The sequence below is a fragment of the Amycolatopsis orientalis DSM 43388 genome (assembly GCF_000411975.1).
Classification (GTDB): domain Bacteria; phylum Actinomycetota; class Actinomycetes; order Mycobacteriales; family Pseudonocardiaceae; genus Amycolatopsis; species Amycolatopsis orientalis_D.
This window is the reverse complement of the sequence record NZ_ASXG01000182.1, coordinates 117,122-141,987: the sequence shown is the minus strand read 5'-3', so window position 1 is coordinate 141,987 and position 24,866 is coordinate 117,122. Positions and strand designations below refer to the sequence as shown.

Genomic DNA, 24,866 nt, shown 5'->3' with positions numbered 1-24,866 from the left:
TATTTTCCGGCTGCGCGCCCTGCCGATGCTCAATTCAGGGAGGGCTGCGAGGCATTCCGGCGCAACGCCTGGAATTCGACCGGGCTGTGCGCGCTGAATACGGTGACCTCGTCCTGGTGTTCGCGGGCGAGAGCCCGCAGCCGGGCGAGGTTGGCGCGACGGGTGGCACCGTCCATTTGGTTCAGCACCTCGAACGCGCGCATTCCGGGCGGGCAATGCGGGCGCACCGGGGCGACTTCGCCGTGGAAGAAGTACGCGTCCCCGGCGTGCAGCAGCCAGCCGTCGCCGGTGTCGACCGCGACGCCGGAGTGGCCGTGCGTGTGTCCGGGCAGCGGGACGAGCAGGATTTCCGGCGGCAGACCGCGCAAGGGCCGCACCGCGTCGAAACCGAACCACTTCTCCCCGGCCTCGTCGTAGGTGCTCCACAGTGGACTGTGCGCGAATTGTTCGGCACGGTACCGCGTTTTCTCCGGGAAGCTCTTCGGATGGTCCGCGGCGCGCCGCTCGGCGGCGCGGACGTGCACGGTGGCGTCGGGGAAATCGGCGAGGCCACCGGCGTGGTCGACGTCGAGGTGGGTCATCACGATGTGCCGCACGTCGGCCGGATCGTGGCCCAGCGCCCGGATCTGTGCCACGGCCGTTTCTTCCATGGCCGGTTTCGCGCCGACCATCGCCATGAACGGACCGCCGAGCCAGCGCCGTGATTCGGTGACCCCGCGGGTGCCGAATCCGGTGTCGACCAGCACGAGCGAATCGGCCGTCTCCACGAGCAGGCAGTGCGCCACGATCGTGCTGCGCCGCAGCGTCCCGGGGCGGCCGTCGAGCGCCTTGCCGCCGAGCGGGCGCATCGTGCCGCAGTTCAGGTGGTGCACCTTCATACCGTGCTCCTCTCGCTGAGCCGGACGAAATCGGTCAGGTCGTGCGAGGCGAACACGGTCACCTCGTCGGCGTGGTCCCGGCGCAGCTCGCGCAACCGGCGCTGGTTCTCGCGCCGCGGCCCGGGCAGCGTCTGGACCCGCCGTTCGAACATAGCCAATCCGGGCGGGCAATAGGGCTCGGCGTCGATCTCCTGGTGGAAGAAATACGCGTCGCCCGCGTTGAGCACCCAGCCGGACCCGGTGTCGACGGCCACCCCGGCGTGTCCGACGGTGTGCCCGGCCAGCGGCACGAGAGCGACGCCCTCGATTCCATCCAGCTCGCGGACGGCTTCGAGGCCGAACCAGCTGTCCCCAGCGTCCGAATAGGACTTCCACTGTGGACCGTGCCGGAACTGGACGTCGCGGTACCGCGGATTCCCGGCGCGGTACGCGTCGAGTTCCTTGCCGTAGACGTGCACGCGGGCTTGCGGGAAGTCGACGAGCCCGCCCGCGTGGTCGAGGTCGAGGTGGGTGAGGACGATGTCGCGCACGTCGGCCGGGTCGAAGCCCAGTGCCCGGATCCGGCTCAGCGCGGTTTCGCGTTCGTCCCGCATCGGGTTCGACGTCCGCAGGAAGCGCGGACCGAGCCAGCGCGCGGCATCGGTGACGGTGGGCGAACCCATTCCGGTCTCGATCAGGGTCAGTCCGGTGCCGGTTTCGACCAGCATGCAGTGGCAGACCAGGGTGGCACGGCGCAGCAGTCCGGGTTTTCCGTCGACCAGCTTGCCGCCGATCGGACGCATGGTGCCGCAGTTGAAGTGGTGTACCCGCATCAGGCGAACTCCCGTTCAACAGTGGTGTGCAGATGGGCGGCGACGGCTCGCAGCGGCGCGGTGTCCCGACGAGTGCGCGCGAGCAGCAGCGCGCCTTCGATCGCGGACAGCGCGACGGTCGCCAGAGAAGCGGCGCGATCCTCGGCGAGGCCGCACTTGGTGAAGTAAGCGGAAATGTCGCGCAGCCAGCCTTCGTAACCCTGATCGCAGGCTTCGCGGATGGGCTCGCTGTCCGCGGCTTCCAACGCGACAGTCGCGATCGGACAGCCGCAGCGGTAGTCCGATTCGGACAGTGCGGTGGCCAGCGCGGTGACGATGAGATCGACGGCGGTGGCCGGATTCGGTGCGCTGGCGGTGATCTCGCGGAAAATCCCGGCCAGCCGCTCGCCGGAAAGCTGTACCGCCTCGGCGGCGAGCTGTTCCTTGCCGCCGGGGAAATGGAAGTACAGCGAACCCTTCGGGGCCCGGCTTTCGGACACGAGCTGCGTCATCCCGGTGGCGTGGTAGCCCTGGGTGCGAAACAGCTCCGCCGCCGATTCGAGCATCCGGCGGCGCGTGTCGGTGCGGTTGACCATGCACCCACCGTAACTCAAACTATGACGACCGGTCTAGTTAGTTTCGCGGTCTGCCCGCGCGGCGCGGACGATCGGTAACCTCAGCGCCATGGCGAACCCCACCGGAGAGCAGTTCGAGATCACCCGCGGCAACGCGCGCGCCGTCATCACCGAGATCGGTGCGGGACTGCGCGCGTTCGAGATCAGCGGAGTGCCGTACGTCGAGACGTTCGCCGAGGACGAGAAGCCGCCCAAGGGGCTCGGCCAGGTGCTGCTGCCGTGGCCGAACCGGACCAAGGGCGGCAAGTGGGAGTTCGAGGGCGAAGAGCAGCAGCTGGAGATCACCGAGGAAGCGCGCGGCAACGCCATCCACGGCCTGACCCGGCACCTGGAATGGGAGCTGCTGGAGCACGCCGAAACGTCGATCACGCTGGCCGTCGACGTCGAGGTCCAGCCCGGCTGGCCGGTCCCGCTGCGCGCGACGATCACCTACGACCTGCAGCCGCGCGAGCTGGTCGTCACACACGAGATCCGCAACGAGGGGGAGAAGCCGATCGGCGTCGGCGTCGGAACCCATCCGTACTTCCGGATCGGCGACGCGCCCACCGACGAGCTGACTCTCACGCTGCCCGCCACGCGCGTCCGGCCGTACGAGGGCGATCAGCAGATGCCGTACGCGGACGAGCAGGACGTCGAGGGCACCGAGTACGACTTCCGGCAGGGCAAGCTGCTCGAGGGCGTCGACCTGGACACCGCGTTCGGCGGGCTGGAGCTGGCGGCCGACGGCACCCACCAGCACGTGCTGTCCCACGGCGACCGCCAGCTGGTGGTCTGGACCGGCCCGGACTTCCGCTGGGTGCAGGTGTTCACGCCGGACGACCTGGCCGGCCGCGGCCGCGCGGTCGCGATCGAGCCGATGACGTGCCCGGCGGACGCGCTCAACACGCGCACCGACCTGATCGAGCTGGAACCGGCCACGTCGTGGACGGGCAGCTGGGGAATCCGGGTCCGGTGAAGCTCGAGCTGCTCACCGCCGCCGATGCGGGCGAGCTGCTGACCTTGCAGCAGGCCGCGTACATCACCGAGGCGCGGGCACACCAGAACTTCGACCTGCCGCCGTTGCTGGACACCCTCGACGACGTGCGCGCGGCCCTCGCCGACCCGTCGACCGCGGTCTGGGGCTTCCGCGACGGCGGCCGGCTCGTGGCGAGCGTGCGGATGCGAGCGGACGGTCCGGTCGGCGAGATCGGCCGGCTCGTCGTGGCACCGGATCGCCAGGGCGAGGGACTCGGTACCGCGCTGCTGACGGCCGCGGAGGAGGCGGCCCCGGCGGAGGTGACGGTCTTCCGGCTGTTCACCGGAGAGCGTTCGGCCGGACCGCGCTATTTGTACGGAAAGCTCGGTTACCGCGAAACGCATCGCTCGCCGGAAGCCGACTATCAGTTGGTGCACCTGGAAAAACCCCGGATGCGCGACCCCGGGCGAGTTCGTTAGCGTGTCAAACTATGGCTTACAAGGCGATTGTCGGGGGCTATGTGGTCCCCGTCGGCGCCGCTCCGATCGAGGGCGGCACTGTGCTCATCGAAGACGGCCGGATCTCCCAGGTCGGGACTGAGGCCGACGTCGAGGTCCCGGAGGACGCGGAACTGGTGGACGCGTCCGGCAGCTGGGTCCTGCCCGGATTCATCGACGCGCACGCGCACCTGGGCGTCCACGAGGACGGCGAAGGCTGGGCGGGCAACGACACCAACGAAATGACCGACCCGAACGGCGCGCGCTTCCGTGCGATCGACGGGATCGACCCGTACGAACCGGGCTTCGACGACGCGCTGGCCGGCGGCGTCACGAGCGTGGTGATCAAGCCGGGGTCGGGCAACCCGATCGGCGGGCAGACCATCGGCGTGAAGACGTGGGGCCGGTCCATTCTGGACATGACGTTCGCCGAGCAGGTGAGCGTGAAGAGCGCGCTGGGCGAGAACCCGAAGCGGGTCTACGGCGAAAAGAAGGTCACGCCCTCGACGCGGCTCGGCGTGGCCGCGATCCTGCGCGAAGCGTTCACGAAGGCGCGCAACTACCAGGAGAAGCGCGAGCACACGCGGTCCGAGGGCAAACCGTTCGAAACGGATCTGACCAACGAAACGCTGGCGAAGGTCCTGGACGGCGAGCTGTACTGGGACCAGCACGTGCACCGCGCCGACGACATGGTGACCGCGATCCGGCTCGCCGACGAATTCGGCTACAAACTGGTGATCAACCACGGCACCGAAGGCCACCTGATCGCGGACCTGCTGGCCGAACGCGGCGTCCCGGTGATCCTCGGCCCGCTGTTCACCACCAAGTCCAAGGTGGAACTGCGCAACCGCACCCTGCGCTCGGCGGGCATTCTGGCGCGGGCCGGGGTGAAGATCGCGATCACCACGGACCACCCGGTCGTGCCGATCAACTTCCTGGTGTACCAAGCCGCGCTGGCGGTGAAGGACGGCCTCGACCCGGAGACCGCGCTCAAGGCGCTGACGCTGCACCCGGCGCAAATGCTCGGCCTGGACGACCGGATCGGCACCCTGACGCCGGGCCTGGACGCGGACGTCGTGCTGTGGTCGGGCGACCCGCTGGACGTGATGAACCGCGCGATGCGGGTGTTCGTGCGAGGCCAGGAGGTCTACCACTTCGACGAGACGACCGGCGAGGGCGTTTCGGCGGATCGGCGGTACCGGGAAGCTCGCTGACGCTCAGATTGAGGCGGCCTGGTCTGGTCGCCTCAATCGAGCAGCGCGGTGAGGTCGATTTCCGCGGGGAATGGCTCAGCGGTGCGGAATATCCCGGTGGCGGCGGGGGCGTCCTGGTAGCCGAGTTCCCCGGCCTGGTGGCAAGCCACGAGGGAGACCGGTTCGTCGAGGTCGAGGATCCAGTAGAACGGGATTCCGGCGTCGGCGTACTCGTCGTGCTTGGTGGTGTAGTCGGTGCGTTTCGAACCGGGCGACACGATTTCGACGACGAGGAGTATCCCGCTCGCGCGGAGTATCCCGCCTTCGCGGCGACGGCGGGCGAGTTCTGCTTTGCTGACGATCAACAGGCCGGGGCGCCGGGAGAAGCCTGGTCCTCCGGCGGGGGCGAGCTCAAGATCGATATCGGCCTCCGCCACCGTTTTGAAACCTTCCGGCACGAAGGGCCGGATTTGGTGGGCGAGCTCTAGCATCGCGAGGCCGTGATCGGGTCTCGGACTGGGCGACATCATCAAACGGCCCTCCACAAGCTCAGTGAAGCCGGAGTCGGTTTCACCGAGGGCCGCGTATTCCTCGATCGACAGCAGGTGATCCGGAATCTCCCAGGGGAATTCACCACGCGTCGGCTCGGGAAGTGCTGTCACAGCGTCTCCTCACGTCACCGGCATTGTCTCACGCCGGTCGCGAGACTGTCAGTAACCATATCGACACGAAGAGCCATGTTTCGTCGCTGGGTTGATCATGCGCGGCTTTGTTTTCCGCCAACACAGTCCGCCAGGAATGCCCGCAACCCGCGCGGCTCCCGCCCGGTGATCGCACCGAAGTCGTCACTCAGCCAAGCCCCGTCCCCCTCCGCCAGCAGGCCGAAGACCTGTGCGTTCGATCCCGCTTCCGGCACTCCGTTCGACTCCATCGCCGCGCGGTGTTCCTCGACCGAGATCCGCCGGTACCCCACCGGGCGGCCCGTCGCCGAAGCCCACTCCCGTGCGACATCGGCGAAGGTGACCAGTTCCGGCCCGGTCAGCAAATATGTCCGCCCGCCATGCGGCTGCGGGGCCGCGGCGATCACCGCGGCCGCCGCCGCGACGTCGTGGGCGTCGATCATTCCGATCCGGCCGTCGCCGGCGGATCCGGAGAAGCCGCCAGTCGCGGCGATCTCCGGGGCGAGGGCGAGCAGGTTCTGCATGAAGAAGTTCGGCGCGAGCAGCGTGTACGCCATCCCGGACGCCTTGAGGTGCGCATCGATCCGCGCGTGCTCCCGTCGCCGGGCGACCGGCGAATCCGCGTGAGCCTTGTGGTTGGTGATCCGCACGACGTGCCGCACCCCGTGCGCGGCCGCGCGATCGAGAACCGCGGTCTGCGCCGCCACCGCGGGCCCGATCAGCAGAAGCGTGTCGATCCCGCGCAGAGCCGCGTCGAGCGTGTCCGGCCGGGAGAAATCGCCCACCACCTCGTCGGCGCCGCTAGCCGGGGTGCGCACGAGAGTCCGGACCTTGCCGAGCAGCCGAACTGCCGCACTGCCGATTTTGCCGGTAGCACCGGTCACCAAGATCATGCGAACAGACTGCTCGCCACCGGTATCGTTTGTGAAGAAGGCGCCTCAACGAACCATAGGTACCCAATGGATACCAAGTATGCGCAAGCGTGCCCGTCGCGCACCGTGATGGACGTGCTGGCGAACAAGTGGACGCTCTACGTCCTGGGCCTGCTCCGGCAGCACGAACGGCCGCTGCGGTTCACCGAGCTGCGCCGCGGCGTCGAGGGGGTCACGCAGAAATCCCTCACCCAGGTGCTGCGGAACCTCGAACGCGACGGCCTGGTCACCCGCACGATCTACCCGACGATCCCGCCGCGCGTGGAGTACGCGCTCACCGGCCTCGGCCGGGACGTCGGCGCGCTGACCGGCGCGATCGCCGACTGGTCGAAAGCCAACGCGGACCGCGTCCACGCGGCCCGCGCGGCTTACGACAACCGGCGGGACTAGGCGTTCTTCAGCGAACGCGCGATCACCATCCGCTGAATCTGGTTCGTCCCCTCGAAGATCTGCGGCACCTTCGCCTCGCGCATGTACCGCTCCACCGGGAAGTCCCGCGTGTAGCCGGCGCCGCCGAGCACCTGGACCGCGTCGGTGGTCACCTTCATCGCGCCGTCAGTCGCCACCAGCTTCGCGATCGACGACTGGCGCTGGAAGTCCAGCCCGTGGTCGCGGCGGCGAGCCGCGTCCAGGTACGTCGCGCGGGCCGATTCGACCGTCGCCGCCATGTCCGCCAGCAGGAACTCCAGGCCCTGGAAGTCCGCGATCGGGCGGCCGAACTGGGTGCGGCCCTTCGCGTACTCCACGGCCTCGTCCAGGGCCGCCTGTGCCAGGCCCACCGCGCACGCGGCGATCCCGAGCCGTCCCGAGCTGAGCGACGACAGGGCGATCTTGAGGCCCGTCCCCTCGCCGCCGATGAGGCGGTCGGCCGGGACCCGGGCGTCCTCGAACAGCATCTGCGCCGTCGGGGACCCGGTCAGGCCCATTTTCCGTTCGCGCGGGGCCGCCGACAGGCCCGGAGTCGACGAGTCGACAAGCAGGCACGAGATGCCGCGCCCGCCGTCGTCGCTCGTGCGGACCATGGTCGTGTAGAAGTCCGCGACCCCGGCGTGGGTGATCCACGCTTTCGTGCCGTTGACGACGTACTCATCCCCGGAGAGCCGCGCGCGGGTGGACAGCGCGGCCGCGTCCGAGCCGGCGTGCGTTTCCGACAGGGCGTACGCGCCGAGCAGCGAGCCGCCCAGCATGTCCGGCAGCCAGCGGTCCTGCTGTTCTTCCGTGCCGTAGTGCGCGAGCGCGTAGCACGACATCGTGTGCACCGACAGTCCCACACCGACGCTCATCCACGCAGCCGCGATCTCCTCCAGCGCCTGCAGGTAGACCTCGTACGGCTGCTCCGCTCCGCCCCATCGCTCTGGGTACGGCAGTCCCAGCAGGCCGGACTTGCCCATCAGGGTGAACAGGTCGCGCGGGAATTTCTCGGCCTCCTCGTCCGCCGAAGCGCGCGGTTTCAGCTCGTCACGGGCGATTTCCGTGACGAGTGCGAGCAGGTCTTCGGACTCCGGCGTCGGCAGCAGACGGTCGACCGGCATGGCTTCCCTCCCAGGCGGCGGTACTGAAAACAGTACTGGCGGATGGCTGAGAGTACCGTATGCGGAGCGGGGCTGTCCCTGATCGGTAGGAGATAGTGACGTGATGTCCACCCCTGAAGCCCGTCGCCGGCCCACCGCGCGGCAGCAGGCGCTGCTGCGCGAACTCGAGGCGTTGTTCCTGGCGGAGGGCTTCGCCGGCTTCACGCTCGACGATCTGGCCGCCCGCCTCCGCTGCTCGAAGTCGACGCTGTACGCGCTCGCGCCGAGCAAGGAGCAGCTTGCGGTCAAGGTGGTCGCGCACTTCTTCCGCGACGCCGCCGAACGCCTGGAGAAGCGGATCGCGGGCATCGACGACGCCCGCGAGCTGATCGGCGAGTACCTCTCCGGCGTCTCCGAGCACCTGAACCGGGCGTCGCCGGAGTTCATGGCCGACATCGCCGCCTTCGCGCCCGCCCGCGACACCTATCAGCTCAACAGCCGCGCCGCCGCGCGCCGGATCCGCGCGTTCATCGACAAGGGCGTCGCCGACGGGGTGTTCCGCGACGTGCACGCGCGGCTCGTCGCGGAAATGACCGGACTGATCATCGAGGGCATTCAGACCGGCGTGCTCGGCCGCCGCACCGACGTGTCCGACGCGGAAGCCTTCACCGCGCTCGGCGAACTTCTGCTCGGCGGACTCGACAAGAACTGATTTGTCCGCATTGGGACAGGAATTGTCATCGCCCGTTCCTCTACACTCGCCGCTTGTGATCGTGGTGGGTGGAGAGGCGCTGGTCGACCTCGTTCCGGGTGAACCGTTGGATTCCACTGTGGACGGTGGGTTGCGCGCGCTGCTGCCCCGGCTCGGCGGCGGTCCGTACAACGTCGCGCTCGCCGCGGCCCGGCTCGGCGTTCCCGCTTCGTTCCTGTCCCGGGTTTCCACTGACCGGTTCGGCGTCGCGTTGGTGGATCGCCTTTCCGCTTCGCACGTCGACACTTCGTTGCTGCAGCGCGGCGACGAGCCGACGACGCTCGCCGTCGTGGCGCTCGACGAACGCGGCGCCGCGCACTACACGTTCTACGTCGAGGGAACCGCCGATCGGCTGGTCTCCGATCCTGGTGCGCTGCCGGAAGAAACCACCGCGCTGTCGCTCGGAACGCTCGGCATGGTGCTGGAACCGGGCGCGAGCGCGTACGAGCGCATTCTGCGCCGCGAATCCGCGCGGGGGATCCTGACCGCGCTCGACCCGAACATCCGGGAGGCGCTCATCACCGACCCGGCGGCCTATCGCGCGCGCTTCGCCTCATGGCTGCCGGACGTGCGGCTGCTGAAAATCTCCGACGACGACGCCGCGTGGCTCGCCGAGGGGGCCGACCCGGTGGCCGCCGCGAAATCGTGGGTGGAGTCCGGTGTGGACGCCGTCGTGCTCACCCGGGGCGCGGACGGCTTGTCTGTGATCACTTCGGCTGGTGAGCTGGCCCACGTCCCCTCCCGCACGGTCGCGGTCGCGGACACGATCGGCGCCGGCGACACCGTGCACGGCGCGTTGCTGGCCTGGCTGCACGAGCGCACCGTGCGCGACCTGGGCGCACTCGACGCCGCCGCGTGGAACGAAGCGCTTGCTTATGCGGCGAAAGCGGCGTCGATCACGGTCTCCCGCAGCGGAGCGGAGCCGCCGACCGCCGCGGAGATGGCGGCGACCGTGTGAACCTGGTCCCAATGGGGCCTTTTGGGGCAACGCAGCGAGTGCGGAGTGACCCACCCTTCGACTAGCGTAGTGGTGAATTCATACCCAGCGGGGCGGTGTGCAGCGAGGCGCGTGTTTCCTCGCGTGAACACGTGGCTACTGCGGAACCTGCAGGCGCCGCCGCCCCGTGCCCAACGTGAGAGGGACCTGCATGTCCGACGCGACGAATGCGGGGCAGTCCGGCGGCGAAACCGCGACGCTGCGCCTGCCGAGTGGCGAGCACGAGTTCAAGGTCGTCAACCCGGTCGAGGGCGCGCCGGGAATCGAGCTGGGAAAGCTGCTGGCGCAGACGGGGTACATCACCTACGACCCCGGGTTCGTCAACACCGGCGCCGCGTCGTCGGCCATCACCTACATCGACGGTGATGCGGGCATCCTGCGCTACCGCGGCTACCCGATCGAGCAGCTGGCGGAGAAGTCCACCTTCATCGAGGTGTCCTACCTGCTCATCTACGGCGAGCTGCCGACCGAGGCCCAGCTGGCCGACTTCACCGAGCGCATCCAGCGGCACACCCTGCTGCACGAGGACCTCAAGGCCTTCTTCTCCGGCTTCCCGCGCGACGCGCACCCGATGCCAGTGCTGTCCAGCGCCGTCTCCGCGCTGTCGACCTTCTACCAGGACTCGCTGAACCCGTTCGACGAGCCCAACGTCGAGCTCTCCACCATCCGCCTGCTGGCGAAGGTGCCGACGCTCGCGGCGTACGCGTACAAGAAGTCCGTCGGCCAGCCGCTGCTGTACCCGGACAACTCGCTGGGCCTGGTCGAGAACTTCCTGCGGATGACGTTCGGCTTCCCGGCCGAGCCGTACGAGGTCGACCCGGACATCGCGAAGGCGCTCGACCTGCTGTTCATCCTGCACGCCGACCACGAGCAGAACTGCTCCACCTCCACGGTGCGGCTCGTCGGCTCGTCCGAGGCGAACCTGTTCGCCAGCATCTCGGCGGGCATCAACGCGCTGTTCGGCCCGCTGCACGGCGGCGCGAACGCGGCGGTGCTGGAGATGCTCGAGGGCATCCGCGACGACGGCGGCGATGTCGCGACGTTCGTCAACCGCGTGAAGAACAAAGAAAAAGGTGTCAAGCTCATGGGCTTCGGGCACCGGGTCTACAAGAACTACGACCCGCGCGCGAAGATCATCAAGAACACCGCGGACGAGATCCTCGGCAAGCTCAAGGGCGGCGACCAGCTGCTCGACATCGCCAAGAAGCTCGAGGAAACGGCCCTTTCCGACGACTACTTCGTCGAGCGCAAGCTGTACCCGAACGTGGACTTCTACACCGGTCTGATCTACCGCGCGCTCGGGTTCCCGACGAAGTTCTTCACCGTGCTGTTCGCGCTCGGCCGGCTGCCCGGCTGGATCGCGCACTGGCGCGAGATGATCAACGACCCGCAGACGAAGATCGGCCGTCCGCGGCAGATCTACACCGGCCACGCCTCTCGCGACTACACCCCGATGTCGGAGCGCTGAGCCTCCGTTTCGGGAAACGCCCCGCCGTGCTTTCGCGCGGCGGGGCGTTTATCGTTGTGCGGCATGACGATGGAAGCGCCGGTCGTGCTGTGGTTCCGCCGGGATCTGCGATTGCGGGACCATGCCGCCCTCTTCGAGGCGGCCAAGCACAGCAAGCACCTGCTGGCGCTCTACGTGCTGGACGACCGGTTGCTCAAGCCGGCCGGTTCGCCGCGGGTCGCGTTTCTGCTGAATTCCCTCCGGGAACTGGACAGCGCGTTGTCCGGCCGATTGCAGGTGCGCCACGGCGATCCGGTGCGGGAGGTCGTCGCCGCGGCCCGCGAGATCCGGGCGGCGGCGGTGCACGTCTCCGCGGATACCGCACCCTATGGGCGCGAGCGGGACGAAGCGGTAGCCAAAGCCTTGGCGGAACATCGAATTCAATGGGTGCCGACGGGTTCCCCGTATGCCGTGACGCCGGGGCGGGTCACCAAGCCGGACGGGACTCCGTACCGGGTTTTTACTCCCTTTTACCGCGCATGGGCGCAGCACGGCTGGCCGCGTCCGGCGGACACCAATGTGTCTATTGTGGACTGGGTGAAGCCCTCTGCTTCGGAGGAATTGCCGGACGCGCCGCAGGTGGAGTGCGAGCTGCCGCCAGCGGGGGAGGAAGCCGCGCTGGCGACATGGCAGGAGTTTCTGTCCGACGGCTTGGCTGATTACGCGACCGAACGCGATCGTCCCGATCACGCTGGCACCACCCGGCTTTCGCCCTATCTGCGCTGGGGTGCGATCCATCCGCGGACAATGCTGGCCGACCTGGCCGGGAAGCGCTCCGAGGGCGCGCAGGCGTTGCGTTCCGAACTGTGCTGGCGGGAGTTTCACGCCGACGTCCTATGGCACCGGCCGGAAACCGCGCGGCGGCACTACGACCAGCGCTTTGACGGAATGCGCTACGACACCGGGAAAACCGCGCAGGAGATGTTCAAACTCTGGCGCGAGGGACGGACTGGCTACCCGATCGTCGACGCTGGGATGCGGCAGTTGCGGGCCGAGGGCTGGATGCACAACCGCGTCCGGATGATCGTGGCGAGTTTCCTCGTGAAGGACCTGCATTTGCCGTGGTGGTGGGGCGCGCGGCACTTCATGGAGCATCTCGTCGACGGCGATCTGGCTTCGAATCAGCTCAACTGGCAATGGGTCGCCGGCTCCGGCACGGACGCCGCGCCGTACTTCCGGATCTTCAACCCGACCACGCAGGGCCAGAAATTCGACCCCCAGGGCGATTACGTGCGCCGGTATGTGCCGGAATTGCGGGGAGTGGCAGGGAAAGCGGTGCATGTGCTGAAGGAGCGTCCGGAGGAATATCCGGCTCCGATCGTGGACCACGCGGAGGAGCGGCAGGTCGCCTTGCAGCGGTATGGGGCGATCACCGGCTCTTAGCGTGGTGTATGCGCTGGCCGTCCACGCGCTAACGGCGTAATGCCTCAGCCAGCCGGACCCGGCTTCCAGTACGCAGCACCCCGTTTCGATATACCCGCGCTCCCGCCCAGGTGACCACGGCGATCAGCGCGACCGTCAGCGCCAGAGAGAGCGCGATTTCCCACGGCTCGACCGTGCCGAGCGCGATGCGCGCGGGCATCAGGATCGGCGACAGCAACGGAATCAGCGACACGATCCGCGTCGCCGCCCCCTGCGGCGCCTGCGTCAGCAGATTGATTCCCGCGACGAACCCGATGACGAGCGCGATATTCACCGGGCCGACCACCGTCTGGGTGTCCTCCTGCCGGGACACCAGCGCGCCGGCCGCGCCGTACAGCATGGCGTAGAGGAGGAAGCCGAGCAGATACCAGACGAGGCCCCAGCCCAGCGTTCCCAGTTCGACACTGGAAATCGAGAACACTCCGGACACGCCGCTGGCCGCCAAACCCGCCACCGCGAGGATCGCGAGCTGCGTCAACCCGACCAAACCGAGCCCGACGACCTTGCCCAGCAGCAACTGCACCGGCCGGACGGTCGCGAGCAGGATCTCCACCACGCGGCTCGATTTCTCCTCGACCACGCCCTGCGCGACGAACATTCCGTAGGTCATTATGCTGACGTACAACAGAATCGCGAGCACGATTCCGGTCACGAGCTTTCTTCCGGCTTGCGGATCCGCCGGTTCGAGTGCCTGGACGTCGGCGTGGGTGGCGGATACCGCCTGATGCACGGCGGCGGGATCGAGGTTCGCGGAGTACAGCTGAGCGTCCAGGACCTGTTGCTGCGCGATGTCGTCCAGTGTCGTCCGCAGCTGGGAGTCCAAAGCAGACTTGACGACCACCCGTGGCCGGGAAGCGCTTCCGGAGACGAGCGCGTCGACGTCGCCGTCGCGGACCTGAGCCAATCCGTCCGATTCGGACTGCACCAGGACGATCTTGAGATGCCGGTCGTTGTTCTCCAGTTGGGTGGCGATGCCCTGTGCTTGCCCGGCGAGCGCGACTTTCGTGGTCTCCCGGTCATTGGCCAGAAATACCTGCAGGGTGACGTAACCCAGCAGCAGCAACAGCATCACCGCGGTGCTGATCACGAACGACCGGGTGCGGAGCCGCGCGTTGAGTTCCCGCTTGGCCACCAGCCGCACCGCGCGGGCCGGGCGGATCCGGCTCATCGCGGGACTCCCGGCGTCGCGACGGAATCGCGGAACAGGTCGGCCAGCGTACGGCGGCGGTGGCTGAATTCCGTCACCGGGCCGGTGGCCAGGGCCGCGGCGAGCACGGCCTGGTCATCGGCGCTCGGGGACAGGTCCAGCACGGTCGTAGCGCCGCGGTTTTCGAGCACCCGAGCACCGGGAACCGTTGCCGCCCAACCGGGACTCGCGCTGGGAGCGGTGACGACCAGCCGCCGTCCGGCGTCGCGAGTCAGCTCGTCCACGGTGCCGACCGCGACCATCCGGCCGTCGCGGATGATGCCGACCCGGTCGCACAGCCGCTCCACCAGGTCGAGCTGGTGGCTGGAAAACACCACCGGCACGCCCGTCGCCGCCTTCTCGCGCAACACGCCGCTGAGCACGTCGACGGCGAGCGGGTCGAGACCGGAAAACGGTTCGTCGAGCACCAGCAGCGCCGGGTCGTGCACCAGCGCGGCGGCGAGCTGCACGCGTTGCTGGTTGCCGAGGCTGAGCTGCTGGATGTGGTCCTTGCGCTTCGGCCCGAGCCCGAGCTTCGCGATCCACAGCTCGGCGGCGCGGTGCGCGTCGTTGGTGCTGAAGCCGTGCAGTTCGGCCAGATAGACGAGCTGGTCGAGGACCTTCATCTTCGGGTACAGGCCGCGCTCCTCGGGCAGGTAGCCGATGTGCTCGCGGGTCTCGCGCGTGACCGGCTGCCCGCGGAAACGCACCTCGCCGGAATCGGCGGCCAGCACGCCGAGCACGATCCGCATCGTGGTGGTTTTGCCCGCCCCGTTGCTCCCGACGAACCCGAACAACTCACCCGGCGCCGCGGTGAAACTCACGCCGTCGAGTGCGGTTTTCGCCCCGAACCGCTTGCTGATCCGGTCGATTTCCAGCGTCACGCGTCCCCCTCCCGCTCCGCGAACGACGCGCGGCTGAACACGGCCTCCACCGGCAGGCCGAACACCGCGCAGATGCGCAACGCCAGGTCGAGACTCGGGTAATGATCCCCGCGCTCCAGCGCCCCGATGGTCTGCGGATTGACCTCGACCGCCTCGGCGAGTTCCGCCCGGCTCATCCCGCGCTCCGCGCGCAGCACCGGCAGCCGGTTGTGAATCGGCAGCTCCTCGCACCGCCGCACCGGGCTCATGGACCGCACTGTTGCAAAAACCCAACGACCGGTCAAGCTGCCTTGCCGGTCATTGTCCTGGGGTTTTTCAGGACAGCCCGGCCAGCGTTTTCTCCACCAGTTCCGTCACCCGGTCCCGGGCAGCCTCCGCGTCGGCCGAAACGAGGGCCAGCCGGGTGCGGCGTTCGAGCACATCCTCGACCGTCATCGCGCCCTCGTGCCGGACCGCCCACACCACCTCGGCCGCGGTGATTTCCGTCGACGCGCACAGCGGGGCGGCGAATTCCGGCTCCAGTTCGCCCAGTGCCGCGACGCGGGGCGCCTCGGTGCCGTACTTGGCGACCAGCCGCGCTGGAGCGTCCACAAGTGACAGTCGGGAACGCGGTGCGGCACCGATCAGCGGCAGCTTCGACGTCCGCGAAGGGCCGGCGGGCAATCCGGCGTGCGTCAAAGCGGCGTCGACGGCGTCTTCGGCCATGCGCCGATACGTCGTCAGCTTTCCGCCGACCACGGTGAGCACGCCATCGGAACCGGTGAGCACCGCGTGTTTCCGGGACAAATCCGCACTGCGTCCGGCGGAACCGGAAACGAGCGGCCGCAATCCGGCGTACGAGCCGATCACGTCGGCGGCGGTCAACGGCCGGTTCAGCACCGAGGACGCGGTCGACAGCAGGAAGTCCACATCGGACTCCGGAACCGTCGGGACGTCCGGGACCCCGCCGGTCACCGGCTCGTCGGTGAGTCCTAAGTAGACTCGGCCGTCGAGCTGCGGCAGCAGGAACACGAACCGGTCGGTCTCGCCGGGAACCGGAATGTTGACCGACGTGGCTCCGACCCGCACGGTGTCCGGCGCGAGCACCAGGTGCGATCCGCGCGAAGGACGCAGCTGTACGGAATCAGTCAGGGTGTCCGCCCAGACGCCGGTCGCGTTGATGACCTGGCGCGCGCGAACTGTGTACGCCGAGGTGCCATCGCTGACCTGAGCTTCGTTGCCGGACAAGGAAACCGCCGACAACCGGGTGAGGATTCGAGCACCGAGCAAAGCGGCGGTACGGGCGATGCTCACGACAAGCCGTGCGTCGTCGACCAATGCGCCGTCGTACGCCAGCAGAGCGCCGCGCAGTCCGCCGGGAGCGAGGCCGGGGGACAGGGCGAGCGCCTCCGCCGCGGGAATCCGGCGTGGAGCGGGAAGCACGGACGACGGCGTACGCGCAGCTCGCCGCAACCCGTCGCCAGCTCGGAGGCCGGCGGCGATCAGAGCCTGCTGCGCGGCGGACGTGCCGGGATAGAGCGGAAAGAGCTGCGGCATCGCACGGGTGAGGTGCGGCGCGGTGCGCGTGAGGAGGATTCCGCGCTCCACGGCGCTTTCGTGGGCAAGCCCGAGTTCGCCCTTGGCCAGGTACCGCAATCCGCCGTGCACGAGTTTGCTGGACCAGCGCGAGGTGCCGAAGGCCAGGTCGTGCGCCTCCACCAACGCGACGGAAAGCCCGCGAGCGGCCGCGTCGAGCGCGATGCCCGCGCCGGTGACTCCGCCGCCGACCACCAGGACGTCGACCCGTTCGCCGTCGACCAGCCGGGAGAGTTCGCGTTCGCGGCGGCGCGCGTTCAGGGATCCGGTGCTCATGGTTTCAACCCCGCTTCGACCAGGTGTCGGAATTCGGCGAGCAGCGCGGCCTCGTCGACGTCTGCGGTGGCCGGGCGCAGCGAGAACGCGAACGACTGGACGACCAGCAACACCGACCGCGCCTGCGCCGCCACGTCGGCGACGCGCACCGAGCCGTCTCGGTGACCTTCTTCGAGCAGGTTGCGGAGCACATGCTCAGCGAAGTGCTGAGTCGCACCGAGCCGTTCGACGATGTACGGCAGCACCAGTTCGGCGTCGACGTCCAGCAGCGTCCGGAATAGCGGATCGGCCGACAGCGCGCCGACGCTGGCCGCCGCCAGGTGCACGATGCGGTCGCGTGCGGACGCCGCCTGGTCGCCGGTCTCGGTCACGCGCTGCAGCAGGCCGCTGAACTCGCGCGTCATCAGCGCGGCGAGCACGCTGCGCACATCGGGGAACCGCCGGTACACCGTCATGCGGCTGACCTGCGCGGTTCGGGCGATCTCGGCCAGCGTCGTGCGCCGCACGCCGACCGCGAGCACGCACTGGCGCGCGGCGTCGAGCAGCTCGTCGTCGGCGACGCGAGCCGAGGTCGGGCGGCTCCGGGCGTCCGCGAGCGCGGAGGGGGCCGCTCTCGGTCGGGAGTGACGTTTGACGTCCATATGTCACACTGTAGTCGTGAGCGATCTCATCAACCACCGCATCCGGCGTTCGTGGACCGAAGAGGGCTCGGCCGCGGCCGGCCTGCCCGACCGCGCGGTCCGGTGGCTTGGCCAGCGTATCGGCCAGGTCGGCCCGGATCGAGGCGGGAAAACCGGTGCTTCGAGCCCGGTCGCCGAGTCCGCGCTGACCGTGCCCGTCCGTACCGAATTCGAGGACCTTCTCGGCGCGGACTACGTGCTGGTCGACCCGGCCGAACGGCTGGGCCGCGCGGGCGGTCTGTCCTATCTGGACCTGCTGCACGCCCGCGCCGGCGACGAGGTGCCGGTGCCGGACGCGGTGCTGCTGCCCGCGGACCCGGACGAGGTGCAGGCGGTGCTGGACCTCTGCGTGCGACACGACGTCGGCGTGGTCCCGTTCGGCGGCGGCACGTCGGTGGTCGGCGGGGTCGCGGCGCTGCGCGGCGACAAGGCGGCGGTGGTCGTGCTGGACCTGGTGCGGCTTGACGAGCTGGTTTCGGTGGACCCGGTGTCGCGGATCGCGGTGCTGCGGGCCGGCGTGCGCGGACCGGAGGCGGAGCGGCTGCTCGCGGCGCACGGGTACACGCTCGGCCACGTGCCGCAGTCGTTCGAGCGCGCCACCATCGGCGGGTTCGCGGCCACGCGTTCGGCCGGGCAGGCGTCGTCCGGATACGGCCGGTTCGAGGACATGGTCGCCGGGGTCCGGCTGGCCACCCCGAAGGGCGAGTGGCGGCTCGGCGTCGCGCCGGCGTCCGCGGCCGGACCGGATCTGCGGCAGCTCGCGGTCGGCAGCGAGGGCACGCTCGGGGTGATCACCGAGGTCGCGCTGCGCGTCCGGCCGTTGCCCGAGCAGCGGCACTACGAGGGCTGGATCGTCGACGGCTGGGAGGCCGGGGCGGCGGCGGTGCGGAAGCTCGCGCAGGACCACGCTCTGGCGGACGTCACCCGGCTGTCCGATGTGGACGAGACGAATGTGTCGTTCTCGCTCAACGCCGGCCTGAAGACCGCGGCGCTGAAGGCCTGTCTCAAGGCGCGCCGGATCAAGAACCCGTGCCTGCTGATCGTCGGCTGGGAGGGTGACGTCGCGCGGCGCCGGCGGCGGACATCGGCGATGCTGAAGTGTTCCGGTGCGGTGCGGATCGGCAAGGTGCTCGGCGAATCGTGGCGGCACGGCCGGTTTTCCGGTCCTCGGCAGCGGGATGCCTTGCTGGATCTCGGGGTGTGCGTCGAAACCCTGGAGACCGCGGCCTATTGGTCCAATTTGGACGAGCTGCACGACGCGGTGCGCGCGGCGTTGGTGGCTTCGCTGGGCCGGGCGATCGTGATGTGCCACGTTTCGCACGCCTACGAAACCGGAGCGTCGCTGTACTTCACCGTGCTGACCTCGCGCGACGACACCGACCCGGTCGGACAGTGGCAGCGCGCGAAGGCGGCCGCGTGCGAGGCGATCACCGGCCTCGGAACGATCAGCCACCACCACGCGGTCGGCGTCGACCACGCGCCGTACCTGGAAGCGGAGATCGGCCGGATCGGGCTGGACGTGCTGCGCGCGGCCAAGTCCGCGGTGGACCCGACCGGGATCCTGAACCCTGGAAAACTGCTCGGCTGAACGCGCTCGCGCAGGCGACGTCGCGCGATTCCGCGAGTCAGCTGAAGGGCGTATCTGGCAGCAGAACAGTGCAGGCGAGGCCGTGCCCGGCCGCTGGCTCGCCGACGAGCGCCGCCGCGTCCGCCTGGGCGACGTCGGCTACCCGGACCGGGGCACCGTTGACCAGCAACGGGTATCGGATCGGCGAGGCCCCGACGTACGCGTGCACTCCGGAGAGCAGCACGCCGTCCAGCCGGATGTCGGCGTGGTCCAGCATCGCCAGGTCGTACCGGTTCCCGCGGCCTTCGCAGATGTCCAGCACCGCGAGTTGTTCCGGCGTCGCGAACCAGACGAAGTGGTCCTCGGTCACGCCCGGCAGTGCGGTCAGCGTTGCCGGGCGCTGGCCGTCGCGTTGCCGCACCCCGGCGGCCCACACTGCGGCCAGGCCGGTGCACCGCACCCGAGCCGCAACCACCGGTCCGGTCAGGCCGAGCTGGGTGCGCAGCCAGGTGATCTTCGACGGGCACGCGTTCGATCCGTACGCGAGCACCGGCGTGCGCGAACGCCACCCCGGCGGCGCGGTGTCCAGCGCGTGGCCCGCGCCGTCGAGGTGCACGTACGAGCAGTCGGGCCGCGTGCCCGGGTACGGGTCGGCCGGATAGTCCGCGTCGGCGAAGAGGATCAGAACTCCACCACGCTGCGCAGTACGTCGCCGTGGTGCATTCGCTCGAAAGCCTGCTCCACGCCGTCGACGCCGATCCGCTCCGTGACGAACTTGTCCAGCGGCAGCCTGCCCTGCAGGTACAGGTCGACCAGCATCGGGAAGTCCCGCGACGGCAGGCAGTCGCCGTACCACGACGACTTCAGCGAGCCGCCGCGCGAGAAGAAGTCGATCAGCGGCAGGTCGTCGAGCTTCATGTCCGGCGTGGGCACGCCGACCAGCACGACGGTGCCGGCCAGGTCGCGGCCGTAGAACGCCTGCCGCCAGGTCTCCGGGCGGCCGACCGCGTCGATCACCACGTCCGGGCCGAACGAGTTCGTCGCGTCCTGCATCGCGGCGACCACGTCGTCCTCGCTCAGGCCGCGGCTGTTGACCGTGTGCGTGGCCCCGAAGTCCTTGGCCCACTCCAGTTTCCGGTCGTCGGTGTCGATCGCGACGATCGTGGTCGCCCCGGCGAGGTGCGCGCCCGCGACGGCCGCGTCGCCGACGCCGCCGCAGCCGATCACCGCGACCGAATCGCCGCGCCCGACCGCGCCGGTGTTGATCGCCGCGCCCAGCCCGGCCATCACGCCGCAGCCCAGCAGCCCGGCGACCGCGGGTTCGGCCCGCTCGTCGACCTTGGTGCACTGTCCACTGTGGACGAGTGTCTTGTCGAGGAACGCGCCGACGCCGAGCGCGGGCGACAGCTTCGTGCCGTCGGTGAGCGTCATCGGCTGCTCGGCGTTGAAGGTCGAGAAGCAGTACCAGGGCTTGCCGCGCTTGCACGCCCGGCAGGTGCCGCAGACCGCGCGCCAGTTGAGGATCACGTAGTCGCCGGGCGCGAGATCGGTGACGCCCGCGCCGACCTTGTCCACCCGTCCCGCGGCCTCGTGCCCGAGCAGGAAGGGGAACTCGTCGTTGATCCCGCCCTCGCGATAGTGCAGGTCGGTGTGGCACACCCCGCACGCCTGCACGGAAACGACGGCCTCGCCCGGTCCGGGATCCGGCACCACCACCGTCTCGAGCGTGACCGGCTCACCCTTGGCCCGCGACACCACTCCCTGGACCTCGTACGGCATGCGCACACCCTTTCACCCGCGACGGCGTTCTCGCGGGCAGCTAATCACGGATCATGCGCATATCGCCATAGCCCGGATCGGTTCCGCTATTCGCCGGTCGCCCCGTCGGCCAGCTCGCGCACCACATCCAGCTGCCCCACGTGCCGCGCGTACTCCTGCAGCAGGTGAAAGAGAATCCAGCTCAACGCCGGTGGCCGCTCCGGAGTGTCGAAGCGCTCGCTGCCGCGGGCGAGGTCCTCCAGCCGCGCGCCCGACGCGATCTCGCGGGACGCCGCGCATTCTCCCAGGAAGAGCGCCCGGACCGACTCCGCCGATTCGTCCGCCCCGACCGACCACTTCCCGGTCTCGGGGTCGGTCTCGCCCCAGATCGGATCCACGTGCTCGCCCCGGAATCCCCAGCGCATCCACCGTCGTTCCACGAACGCGAGGTGCTTGAGCAGCTCGAGCGGGGTCCAGCCCGAAGGAAGCCGGCTGGTGCGCAGTTCGTCGTCGGACAGGCCGTCGAGCTTGCGCAGCAGCGTGTCGCGGTAGTAGTCGAGGTAGGCGAGCAGCAGTTCACGCGGGTCCGACAGCGTATCGGGGGGCTCGGTCACGAAGGGCACCGTAGCGTCGAAACGCCAAGCTGGACCAGCGAGTTTTACGGCGTGATCAGGTAAACGATCCCGCCCGGCCCGCCAGCCACCGCGCCGCTTTCCGTGTGCCGCTTCGTGCGCTGCCAGATCTTCTCGAACTGGTCCCGCTTGTACACCGTGCGTACGCGGCCGTCGGAGCTGGACGCCGGGTCGTTCGCGATCACGTCGCCCTCCTGCGTGAAGCCCACCACGACCATCAGGTGCCCGGCCGTTCCATAGCCCGCGCCGTCGAGTTCGCTGGCCAGGAACGACTGCGACGTGATCACTGGGATGCCGCGCGCGATGTAGTCCTCGAGTTCGTTGAGGTCGTGCAGCCGCGTGATGTGCCCGCGCAACCCGAGCGAAGCGGCGTACGCGGTGTTGAACGGCCAGTTGCCGGTGCCGTCGTAGGCGTAGTCGTAGGTGCCGCGCGCGGCGTAGACGACCGACCGGTCCTGGTAGTCCGCCGGGATCCAGTCCATCTGCTGCTCGCTCGGCTTGCGGCCCCAGTACTCGGCGACCATCTCGGTCGACGTCGGGCTGCACCAGGCTTCCCCGCCGCCGCCGTACTGCGGGAACTGTCCTTTGTGGATGTTCTGGGCGAACGGCGGCACCTTCAGCTCGATCCCGCGCGCCCGGCCGGGCTTGGTGGTCTGGACGTCGAACCGGTCCGGAACGTTCGAGGTCATCGCGCCGAGCGAGGACAGCGTTGGTGTGGTGGGTGAACCCTGCTCACGGTAGAGCGTCACGCGCAACTGGTACGAGCGCAGCGTGACGCTCGCCTTCGTGGCGAGCGTGTCGACGTCGACCGAGGCGTTGTCGTCGCTTTGCCCGTCGACGCTGGTGCGGTGGATGTCGGCGTCCCCGCTGGCCCAGCGGCCCATCGTGTACCAGGTGGTTTCGGCGCCCGCCGAAGTCCGGCCGCGGGCCTGCACCTCCAGCCACGTCTTCGCCGGCGTCCGCGCGTTCCACGACGCGATCAGCTGCGTCGCGTCGAAACCCTGCCGGTAGCTCGGCGACGTCCAGGTGCCGTAGTCGTAGGTGCGCGTGGTGCCGAGGCCCGGTTCGGTGTGCGCGACGCTCCCTGCCGGATGCGTGATCCGCAGGCCGCCGTAGCCGAAACCGAGCCCGTCGAGCCGGCCCGCGAAGAACGAGCCGGACGACCATTCGTGGTAGTCGATGGCCTCGTCGTTGCGCGCGGGCCGCGGTTCCGCGGCGGCCTGTGCCGCACCAGCCGTGAGCATGACGATGGACAGTAACGTGACCAACCCGCGAACCCGCATTCCGGCTCCGTCCCCAGACCCCAGTGGTAGCCAGAGATTTTCGCCTTCCGGAGCGGGTAAGTAAAGGGCCGTCGCTACAACACCGCTTGCGTCTGGGTGATTTTCGCGGCGAGCTTGCCGTCGTCGTCGCGGATTTCGGTCTCGACGACCACGACGCGGCGTCCGGCGTGCAGTGGTCTGGACGACGCAGTGGCGTACCCCGAACGGACGCTGCGCAGGAAGTTGGTCTTGGACTCCAGCGTCGTCGTGCCCTGCGCGCCCTCGGGGAGGTTGAGGAACGCGCAGACGGCGCCGGTGGAATCCGCCAGCGCCATCAGGACGCCGCCGTGCAGCACGCCGCCGAGCGTGCACAGCGATTCGTCCCATTCGATCCGGCTGCGGACCAGGTCGGCGCCGTGCTCCAGCACCTCGATGCCGAGCCGCTCGCTGAACGGCATCGTCTGGTGGAACAGCTTCGTGCCTTCGACGTCGGTCATGCCGAGCAGTCAACCGCAACCGGACGCATGGCGTCGATTACCTCGAAGGTAATCAACTGAGGGGGTTGGTCAGCAGCAACTCGGTGTTGCGGTCGCCCGCCTCGCCGACGTGGCTGAGATTCGCGTGGATGTCGTTGTAGGAGAACTCGCGGTACATCGAGGCGAGCGCGTCCGGGGTGCGGGCGGAGTAGTCCACCGCGTACGGGGCGTCGGCCTCGATGAGCGTGGTGAACAGCGAGAGGGTGCCGTCGTGGTTGTCGGCCAGTTCGATGATCCGCGCGTGCTGCGGGAAGTCGATGTGGCTGGCGGTGTTGATCTCCCAGAAGCTCTGCGCCGGGGTCTTGCCGACGTGCGGGGTGATCTTGTTGAGGTGGGTGTGCCCGTTGACCCAGGCCACGACGTTCGGGAAGCGCTGCAGCATCGCGACGAACGTGTCGCCGTTCAGCCGCGGGTCGAGCAGGTGGCGCGCGTCGGGCAGAAGGTTGCCCATGGTGCCGCTGGTGTGGTGGCTGAAGAGGACGAACAGTTCGTCGGTGACGGAGTGGGTGACCTTGCGGCCGAAGAAGTCGTAGTAGGTCGAGCTGTTGCGCTTGAGCGTCGCTTCGACCCAGTTGAACTGCGCGAGCCCGATCGAACCGTCGGCGAACCCGCCCTGGGTGGTGGTGTCGAGGCTGATCCCGGTGACGCCGGGCGCGATGCGGAAGGTGTAGTAGACGTTGAGCCCGTCGGAGTTGGCGTCGGTGAACCCGTGCCCGACCGGTCCCGGGCCGGTGTTCTTCGCCGCGAGGTGCGCTTTGACGAACTCCGAGGTGCTGAACGGCCGCCGCCGCGGGTCCGGCGTGACCTCGCGAATGGTGCCGCCGCCGAACAGTTCGCCAAGCGGCACGCTCTGGCCGTTCTGGATGGCGGTGCCGAGCTTGCGCGCGCTGCTCTCGTCCTTGCCGATGACCTTGTATTTGCCGGTGTACCAGCCCTCGATGCCCGGAATGCCCTCCGGCAGCGTGCCGACGACGCTGTCGTCGTGGTTGCCGAACGTGCAGTACCAGGGCAGATTCAGTCCCGGCGCGGTGAACGGCGCGATCCCGGCCTCGAGCAGCCCGGGGATCTGCGGGAACCCTTTTTTGGTGTAGTCGTCGGCGAGCGGAGTGCCCGGATTCCAGAACTCCGGGTTGCCGGAGGCCTGCACGCCCTCGTACCGGTTCGGATCGCCGGAGTTGGGCGTGATCGCGCCGCCGTTGAGCGTGGTGAGGAACCAGTCGAGTTCGATCAGCTCGTGGTTGTCGGTGTTGTCGCCGGTGGTCACGACGAAGTCGAACTGCCGCCCGGTGAACGGCCCCGCGCGAAGACTGTTGACCCGCTTGACGAGCGCACTGGTCGCGACCGTGCCCAACGTTTCCTGCGGCCGGTGCGCGGACCCGATGAACGGATGCAGATACTCGAACCGAGCAGGGGATTCGGTGTCAGTGATGTGCAGGTCGGTGAACTGCACGAACGCCCCGAGCGCAGTCCGCCGGTCATCGCGCCCGGACTTGCCCGCCACGAGATCCGCCCGCACGACGACCGGCCACCCAGGCCCAGCGGACAACCGCGAGTACCCGGTAGCCGCCCCGGAAGCAGCCTGGTCAAGGGTGGTCCCGAGAGTCCGCACCGCCCGCTGCGCACTCCGCCTCAACGCACGGTCCAGAGCGTTGGCCGTCGGAATGCAAAGCAGCAACCCCACCCCGGCCGCCCCCGCGGTCGTGAACGCGCGCCTGGTCAGTTCCGCCATTTCTCACTCCCCGTCTCGCCGTGCCCCAGCAC

26 protein-coding genes are annotated in these 24,866 nt (G+C 69.0%); 9 read left to right on the top strand and 17 right to left on the bottom strand.

The annotated features are described in order from the left end of the window. Positions 1 to 29 precede the first annotated feature (29 nt). The 3 genes from L942_RS37995 to L942_RS37985 are packed head-to-tail and all read right to left on the bottom strand — an operon-like array spanning position 30 to position 2,265. The gene (locus L942_RS37995) at positions 30 to 878 is read right to left on the bottom strand and encodes an MBL fold metallo-hydrolase (RefSeq protein WP_037369568.1); all 849 of its coding nucleotides are present in this window, start codon (positions 876 to 878) and stop codon (positions 30 to 32) included. Beyond that, complete coding sequence (locus L942_RS37990; RefSeq protein ID WP_037369565.1) at positions 875 to 1,690, bottom strand: MBL fold metallo-hydrolase; 816 nt, start codon at positions 1,688 to 1,690, stop codon at positions 875 to 877. The genes L942_RS37995 and L942_RS37990 overlap by 4 nt, the downstream gene beginning before the upstream one ends. Next, on the bottom strand, positions 1,690 to 2,265 hold the full coding sequence (locus L942_RS37985) for a TetR/AcrR family transcriptional regulator (protein WP_037369563.1): 576 nt from the start codon (positions 2,263 to 2,265) through the stop codon (positions 1,690 to 1,692). Before L942_RS37985 ends, L942_RS37990 begins: the two co-directional genes overlap by 1 nt. Positions 2,266 to 2,353: 88 nt before the next feature. On the opposite strand from L942_RS37985, the gene L942_RS37980 reads away from it, so the two are divergent. From L942_RS37980 to L942_RS37970, 3 genes are read left to right on the top strand one after another with little or no spacing between them, the layout of a single operon-like run. Beyond that, positions 2,354 to 3,259: an aldose 1-epimerase family protein gene (locus L942_RS37980; protein ID WP_037369561.1), complete on the top strand. Its 906-nt coding sequence runs from the start codon at positions 2,354 to 2,356 to the stop codon at positions 3,257 to 3,259. Beyond that, positions 3,226 to 3,738: a GNAT family N-acetyltransferase gene (locus L942_RS37975; RefSeq protein ID WP_037369558.1), complete on the top strand. Its 513-nt coding sequence runs from the start codon at positions 3,226 to 3,228 to the stop codon at positions 3,736 to 3,738. The genes L942_RS37980 and L942_RS37975 overlap by 34 nt, the downstream gene beginning before the upstream one ends. 11 nt (positions 3,739 to 3,749) lie before the next feature. Beyond that, on the top strand, positions 3,750 to 4,970 hold the full coding sequence (locus L942_RS37970) for an amidohydrolase (RefSeq protein ID WP_037369556.1): 1,221 nt from the start codon (positions 3,750 to 3,752) through the stop codon (positions 4,968 to 4,970). A gap of 32 nt (positions 4,971 to 5,002) precedes the next feature. Here L942_RS37970 and L942_RS37965 read toward each other — a convergent pair whose 3' ends face one another. Both L942_RS37965 and L942_RS37960 read right to left on the bottom strand, forming a co-directional pair. Then, the gene (locus L942_RS37965) at positions 5,003 to 5,611 is read right to left on the bottom strand and encodes a Uma2 family endonuclease (RefSeq protein ID WP_037369554.1); all 609 of its coding nucleotides are present in this window, start codon (positions 5,609 to 5,611) and stop codon (positions 5,003 to 5,005) included. Between the two features lie 95 nt (positions 5,612 to 5,706). After that, positions 5,707 to 6,522 carry an NmrA family NAD(P)-binding protein gene (locus L942_RS37960; RefSeq protein ID WP_037369552.1) on the bottom strand — a complete coding sequence of 272 codons (816 nt, stop codon included), beginning with the start codon at positions 6,520 to 6,522 and terminating at the stop codon, positions 5,707 to 5,709. A gap of 66 nt (positions 6,523 to 6,588) precedes the next feature. Here L942_RS37960 and L942_RS37955 point away from each other — a divergent pair, with 66 nt between their 5' ends. After that, a complete protein-coding gene (locus tag L942_RS37955; RefSeq protein ID WP_037369549.1) occupies positions 6,589 to 6,951 on the top strand; it encodes a winged helix-turn-helix transcriptional regulator in 363 nt (120 codons plus the stop codon). Here the strand turns inward: L942_RS37955 and L942_RS37950 are convergent. Further along, positions 6,948 to 8,093 carry an acyl-CoA dehydrogenase family protein gene (locus tag L942_RS37950; protein ID WP_037369547.1) on the bottom strand — a complete coding sequence of 382 codons (1,146 nt, stop codon included), beginning with the start codon at positions 8,091 to 8,093 and terminating at the stop codon, positions 6,948 to 6,950. The two genes, L942_RS37955 and L942_RS37950, sit on opposite strands and share 4 nt — an antisense overlap. Positions 8,094 to 8,196: 103 nt before the next feature. Between L942_RS37950 and L942_RS37945 the strand changes: the two genes are divergently transcribed. The 4 genes from L942_RS37945 to L942_RS37930 all read left to right on the top strand — a co-directional run bounded on the left by L942_RS37945 (position 8,197) and on the right by L942_RS37930 (position 12,710). Beyond that, positions 8,197 to 8,784, top strand: a complete 588-nt coding sequence (locus L942_RS37945; RefSeq protein WP_037369544.1) for a TetR/AcrR family transcriptional regulator — start codon at positions 8,197 to 8,199, stop codon at positions 8,782 to 8,784. 55 nt (positions 8,785 to 8,839) lie between these two features. Then, positions 8,840 to 9,781: a carbohydrate kinase family protein gene (locus tag L942_RS37940; protein WP_037369541.1), complete on the top strand. Its 942-nt coding sequence runs from the start codon at positions 8,840 to 8,842 to the stop codon at positions 9,779 to 9,781. Between the two features lie 190 nt (positions 9,782 to 9,971). Continuing rightward, positions 9,972 to 11,288, top strand: a complete 1,317-nt coding sequence (locus L942_RS37935) for a citrate synthase (RefSeq protein ID WP_051166523.1) — start codon at positions 9,972 to 9,974, stop codon at positions 11,286 to 11,288. Between the two features lie 63 nt (positions 11,289 to 11,351). Then, complete coding sequence (locus L942_RS37930) at positions 11,352 to 12,710, top strand: cryptochrome/photolyase family protein (protein WP_037369539.1); 1,359 nt, start codon at positions 11,352 to 11,354, stop codon at positions 12,708 to 12,710. Between the two features lie 28 nt (positions 12,711 to 12,738). On the opposite strand, the gene L942_RS37925 is transcribed toward L942_RS37930, so the two are convergent. From L942_RS37925 to L942_RS37905, 5 genes are all read right to left on the bottom strand, one after another. Continuing rightward, positions 12,739 to 13,917 (bottom strand): ABC transporter permease, encoded by a 1,179-nt coding sequence (locus L942_RS37925; protein ID WP_037369536.1) that lies wholly within the window; start codon positions 13,915 to 13,917, stop codon positions 12,739 to 12,741. Next, on the bottom strand, positions 13,914 to 14,813 hold the full coding sequence (locus L942_RS37920) for an ABC transporter ATP-binding protein (RefSeq protein WP_326929387.1): 900 nt from the start codon (positions 14,811 to 14,813) through the stop codon (positions 13,914 to 13,916). The genes L942_RS37925 and L942_RS37920 overlap by 4 nt, the downstream gene beginning before the upstream one ends. 2 nt (positions 14,814 to 14,815) lie before the next feature. Next, positions 14,816 to 15,067 (bottom strand): helix-turn-helix transcriptional regulator, encoded by a 252-nt coding sequence (locus L942_RS37915; protein WP_037369531.1) that lies wholly within the window; start codon positions 15,065 to 15,067, stop codon positions 14,816 to 14,818. A gap of 67 nt (positions 15,068 to 15,134) precedes the next feature. Beyond that, positions 15,135 to 16,670, bottom strand: a complete 1,536-nt coding sequence (locus L942_RS37910) for a glycerol-3-phosphate dehydrogenase/oxidase (RefSeq protein WP_037369528.1) — start codon at positions 16,668 to 16,670, stop codon at positions 15,135 to 15,137. Continuing rightward, complete coding sequence (locus L942_RS37905) at positions 16,667 to 17,311, bottom strand: TetR/AcrR family transcriptional regulator (protein ID WP_037369526.1); 645 nt, start codon at positions 17,309 to 17,311, stop codon at positions 16,667 to 16,669. Before L942_RS37905 ends, L942_RS37910 begins: the two co-directional genes overlap by 4 nt. Before the next feature lie 16 nt (positions 17,312 to 17,327). Between L942_RS37905 and L942_RS37900 the strand changes: the two genes are divergently transcribed. Next, positions 17,328 to 18,938, top strand: coding sequence for an FAD-binding oxidoreductase (locus L942_RS37900; RefSeq protein ID WP_200863054.1), 1,611 nt, complete (start codon positions 17,328 to 17,330; stop codon positions 18,936 to 18,938). A gap of 37 nt (positions 18,939 to 18,975) precedes the next feature. Here the strand turns inward: L942_RS37900 and L942_RS37895 are convergent, their stop codons facing one another. The 6 genes from L942_RS37895 to L942_RS37870 form a co-directional block, all read right to left on the bottom strand. Further along, on the bottom strand, positions 18,976 to 19,533 hold the full coding sequence (locus tag L942_RS37895) for a hypothetical protein (protein ID WP_037369524.1): 558 nt from the start codon (positions 19,531 to 19,533) through the stop codon (positions 18,976 to 18,978). A 65-nt stretch (positions 19,534 to 19,598) separates the two neighbouring features. Further along, positions 19,599 to 20,696: an S-(hydroxymethyl)mycothiol dehydrogenase gene (locus L942_RS37890; RefSeq protein ID WP_037369522.1), complete on the bottom strand. Its 1,098-nt coding sequence runs from the start codon at positions 20,694 to 20,696 to the stop codon at positions 19,599 to 19,601. Positions 20,697 to 20,782: 86 nt separating this feature from the next. Further along, positions 20,783 to 21,289, bottom strand: coding sequence for a DinB family protein (locus L942_RS37885; protein WP_235079627.1), 507 nt, complete (start codon positions 21,287 to 21,289; stop codon positions 20,783 to 20,785). A 44-nt stretch (positions 21,290 to 21,333) separates the two neighbouring features. Then, positions 21,334 to 22,590, bottom strand: a complete 1,257-nt coding sequence (locus L942_RS37880; RefSeq protein ID WP_200863053.1) for a peptidase C39 family protein — start codon at positions 22,588 to 22,590, stop codon at positions 21,334 to 21,336. A gap of 74 nt (positions 22,591 to 22,664) precedes the next feature. Further along, the gene (locus L942_RS37875) at positions 22,665 to 23,066 is read right to left on the bottom strand and encodes a PaaI family thioesterase (protein ID WP_037369516.1); all 402 of its coding nucleotides are present in this window, start codon (positions 23,064 to 23,066) and stop codon (positions 22,665 to 22,667) included. Positions 23,067 to 23,118: 52 nt separating this feature from the next. Next, positions 23,119 to 24,834, bottom strand: a complete 1,716-nt coding sequence (locus L942_RS37870) for a TIGR03767 family metallophosphoesterase (RefSeq protein WP_037369513.1) — start codon at positions 24,832 to 24,834, stop codon at positions 23,119 to 23,121. Positions 24,835 to 24,866 lie beyond the last annotated feature (32 nt).

Coding starts and splice junctions, on each gene's coding strand:
- L942_RS37995 (WP_037369568.1), bottom strand. CDS start 878: ATGAAGGTGCACCACCTGAACTGCGGCACGATGCGCCCGCTCGGCGGC.
- L942_RS37990 (WP_037369565.1), bottom strand. CDS start 1,690: ATGCGGGTACACCACTTCAACTGCGGCACCATGCGTCCGATCGGCGGC.
- L942_RS37985 (WP_037369563.1), bottom strand. CDS start 2,265: ATGGTCAACCGCACCGACACGCGCCGCCGGATGCTCGAATCGGCGGCG.
- L942_RS37980 (WP_037369561.1), top strand. CDS start 2,354: ATGGCGAACCCCACCGGAGAGCAGTTCGAGATCACCCGCGGCAACGCG.
- L942_RS37970 (WP_037369556.1), top strand. CDS start 3,750: ATGGCTTACAAGGCGATTGTCGGGGGCTATGTGGTCCCCGTCGGCGCC.
- L942_RS37960 (WP_037369552.1), bottom strand. CDS start 6,522: ATGATCTTGGTGACCGGTGCTACCGGCAAAATCGGCAGTGCGGCAGTT.
- L942_RS37955 (WP_037369549.1), top strand. CDS start 6,589: ATGGATACCAAGTATGCGCAAGCGTGCCCGTCGCGCACCGTGATGGAC.
- L942_RS37950 (WP_037369547.1), bottom strand. CDS start 8,093: ATGCCGGTCGACCGTCTGCTGCCGACGCCGGAGTCCGAAGACCTGCTC.
- L942_RS37945 (WP_037369544.1), top strand. CDS start 8,197: ATGTCCACCCCTGAAGCCCGTCGCCGGCCCACCGCGCGGCAGCAGGCG.
- L942_RS37935 (WP_051166523.1), top strand. CDS start 9,972: ATGTCCGACGCGACGAATGCGGGGCAGTCCGGCGGCGAAACCGCGACG.
- L942_RS37930 (WP_037369539.1), top strand. CDS start 11,352: ATGACGATGGAAGCGCCGGTCGTGCTGTGGTTCCGCCGGGATCTGCGA.
- L942_RS37925 (WP_037369536.1), bottom strand. CDS start 13,917: ATGAGCCGGATCCGCCCGGCCCGCGCGGTGCGGCTGGTGGCCAAGCGG.
- L942_RS37915 (WP_037369531.1), bottom strand. CDS start 15,067: ATGAGCCCGGTGCGGCGGTGCGAGGAGCTGCCGATTCACAACCGGCTG.
- L942_RS37910 (WP_037369528.1), bottom strand. CDS start 16,670: ATGAGCACCGGATCCCTGAACGCGCGCCGCCGCGAACGCGAACTCTCC.
- L942_RS37905 (WP_037369526.1), bottom strand. CDS start 17,311: ATGGACGTCAAACGTCACTCCCGACCGAGAGCGGCCCCCTCCGCGCTC.
- L942_RS37890 (WP_037369522.1), bottom strand. CDS start 20,696: ATGCCGTACGAGGTCCAGGGAGTGGTGTCGCGGGCCAAGGGTGAGCCG.
- L942_RS37880 (WP_200863053.1), bottom strand. CDS start 22,590: ATGCGGGTTCGCGGGTTGGTCACGTTACTGTCCATCGTCATGCTCACG.
- L942_RS37875 (WP_037369516.1), bottom strand. CDS start 23,066: ATGACCGACGTCGAAGGCACGAAGCTGTTCCACCAGACGATGCCGTTC.
- L942_RS37870 (WP_037369513.1), bottom strand. CDS start 24,834: ATGGCGGAACTGACCAGGCGCGCGTTCACGACCGCGGGGGCGGCCGGG.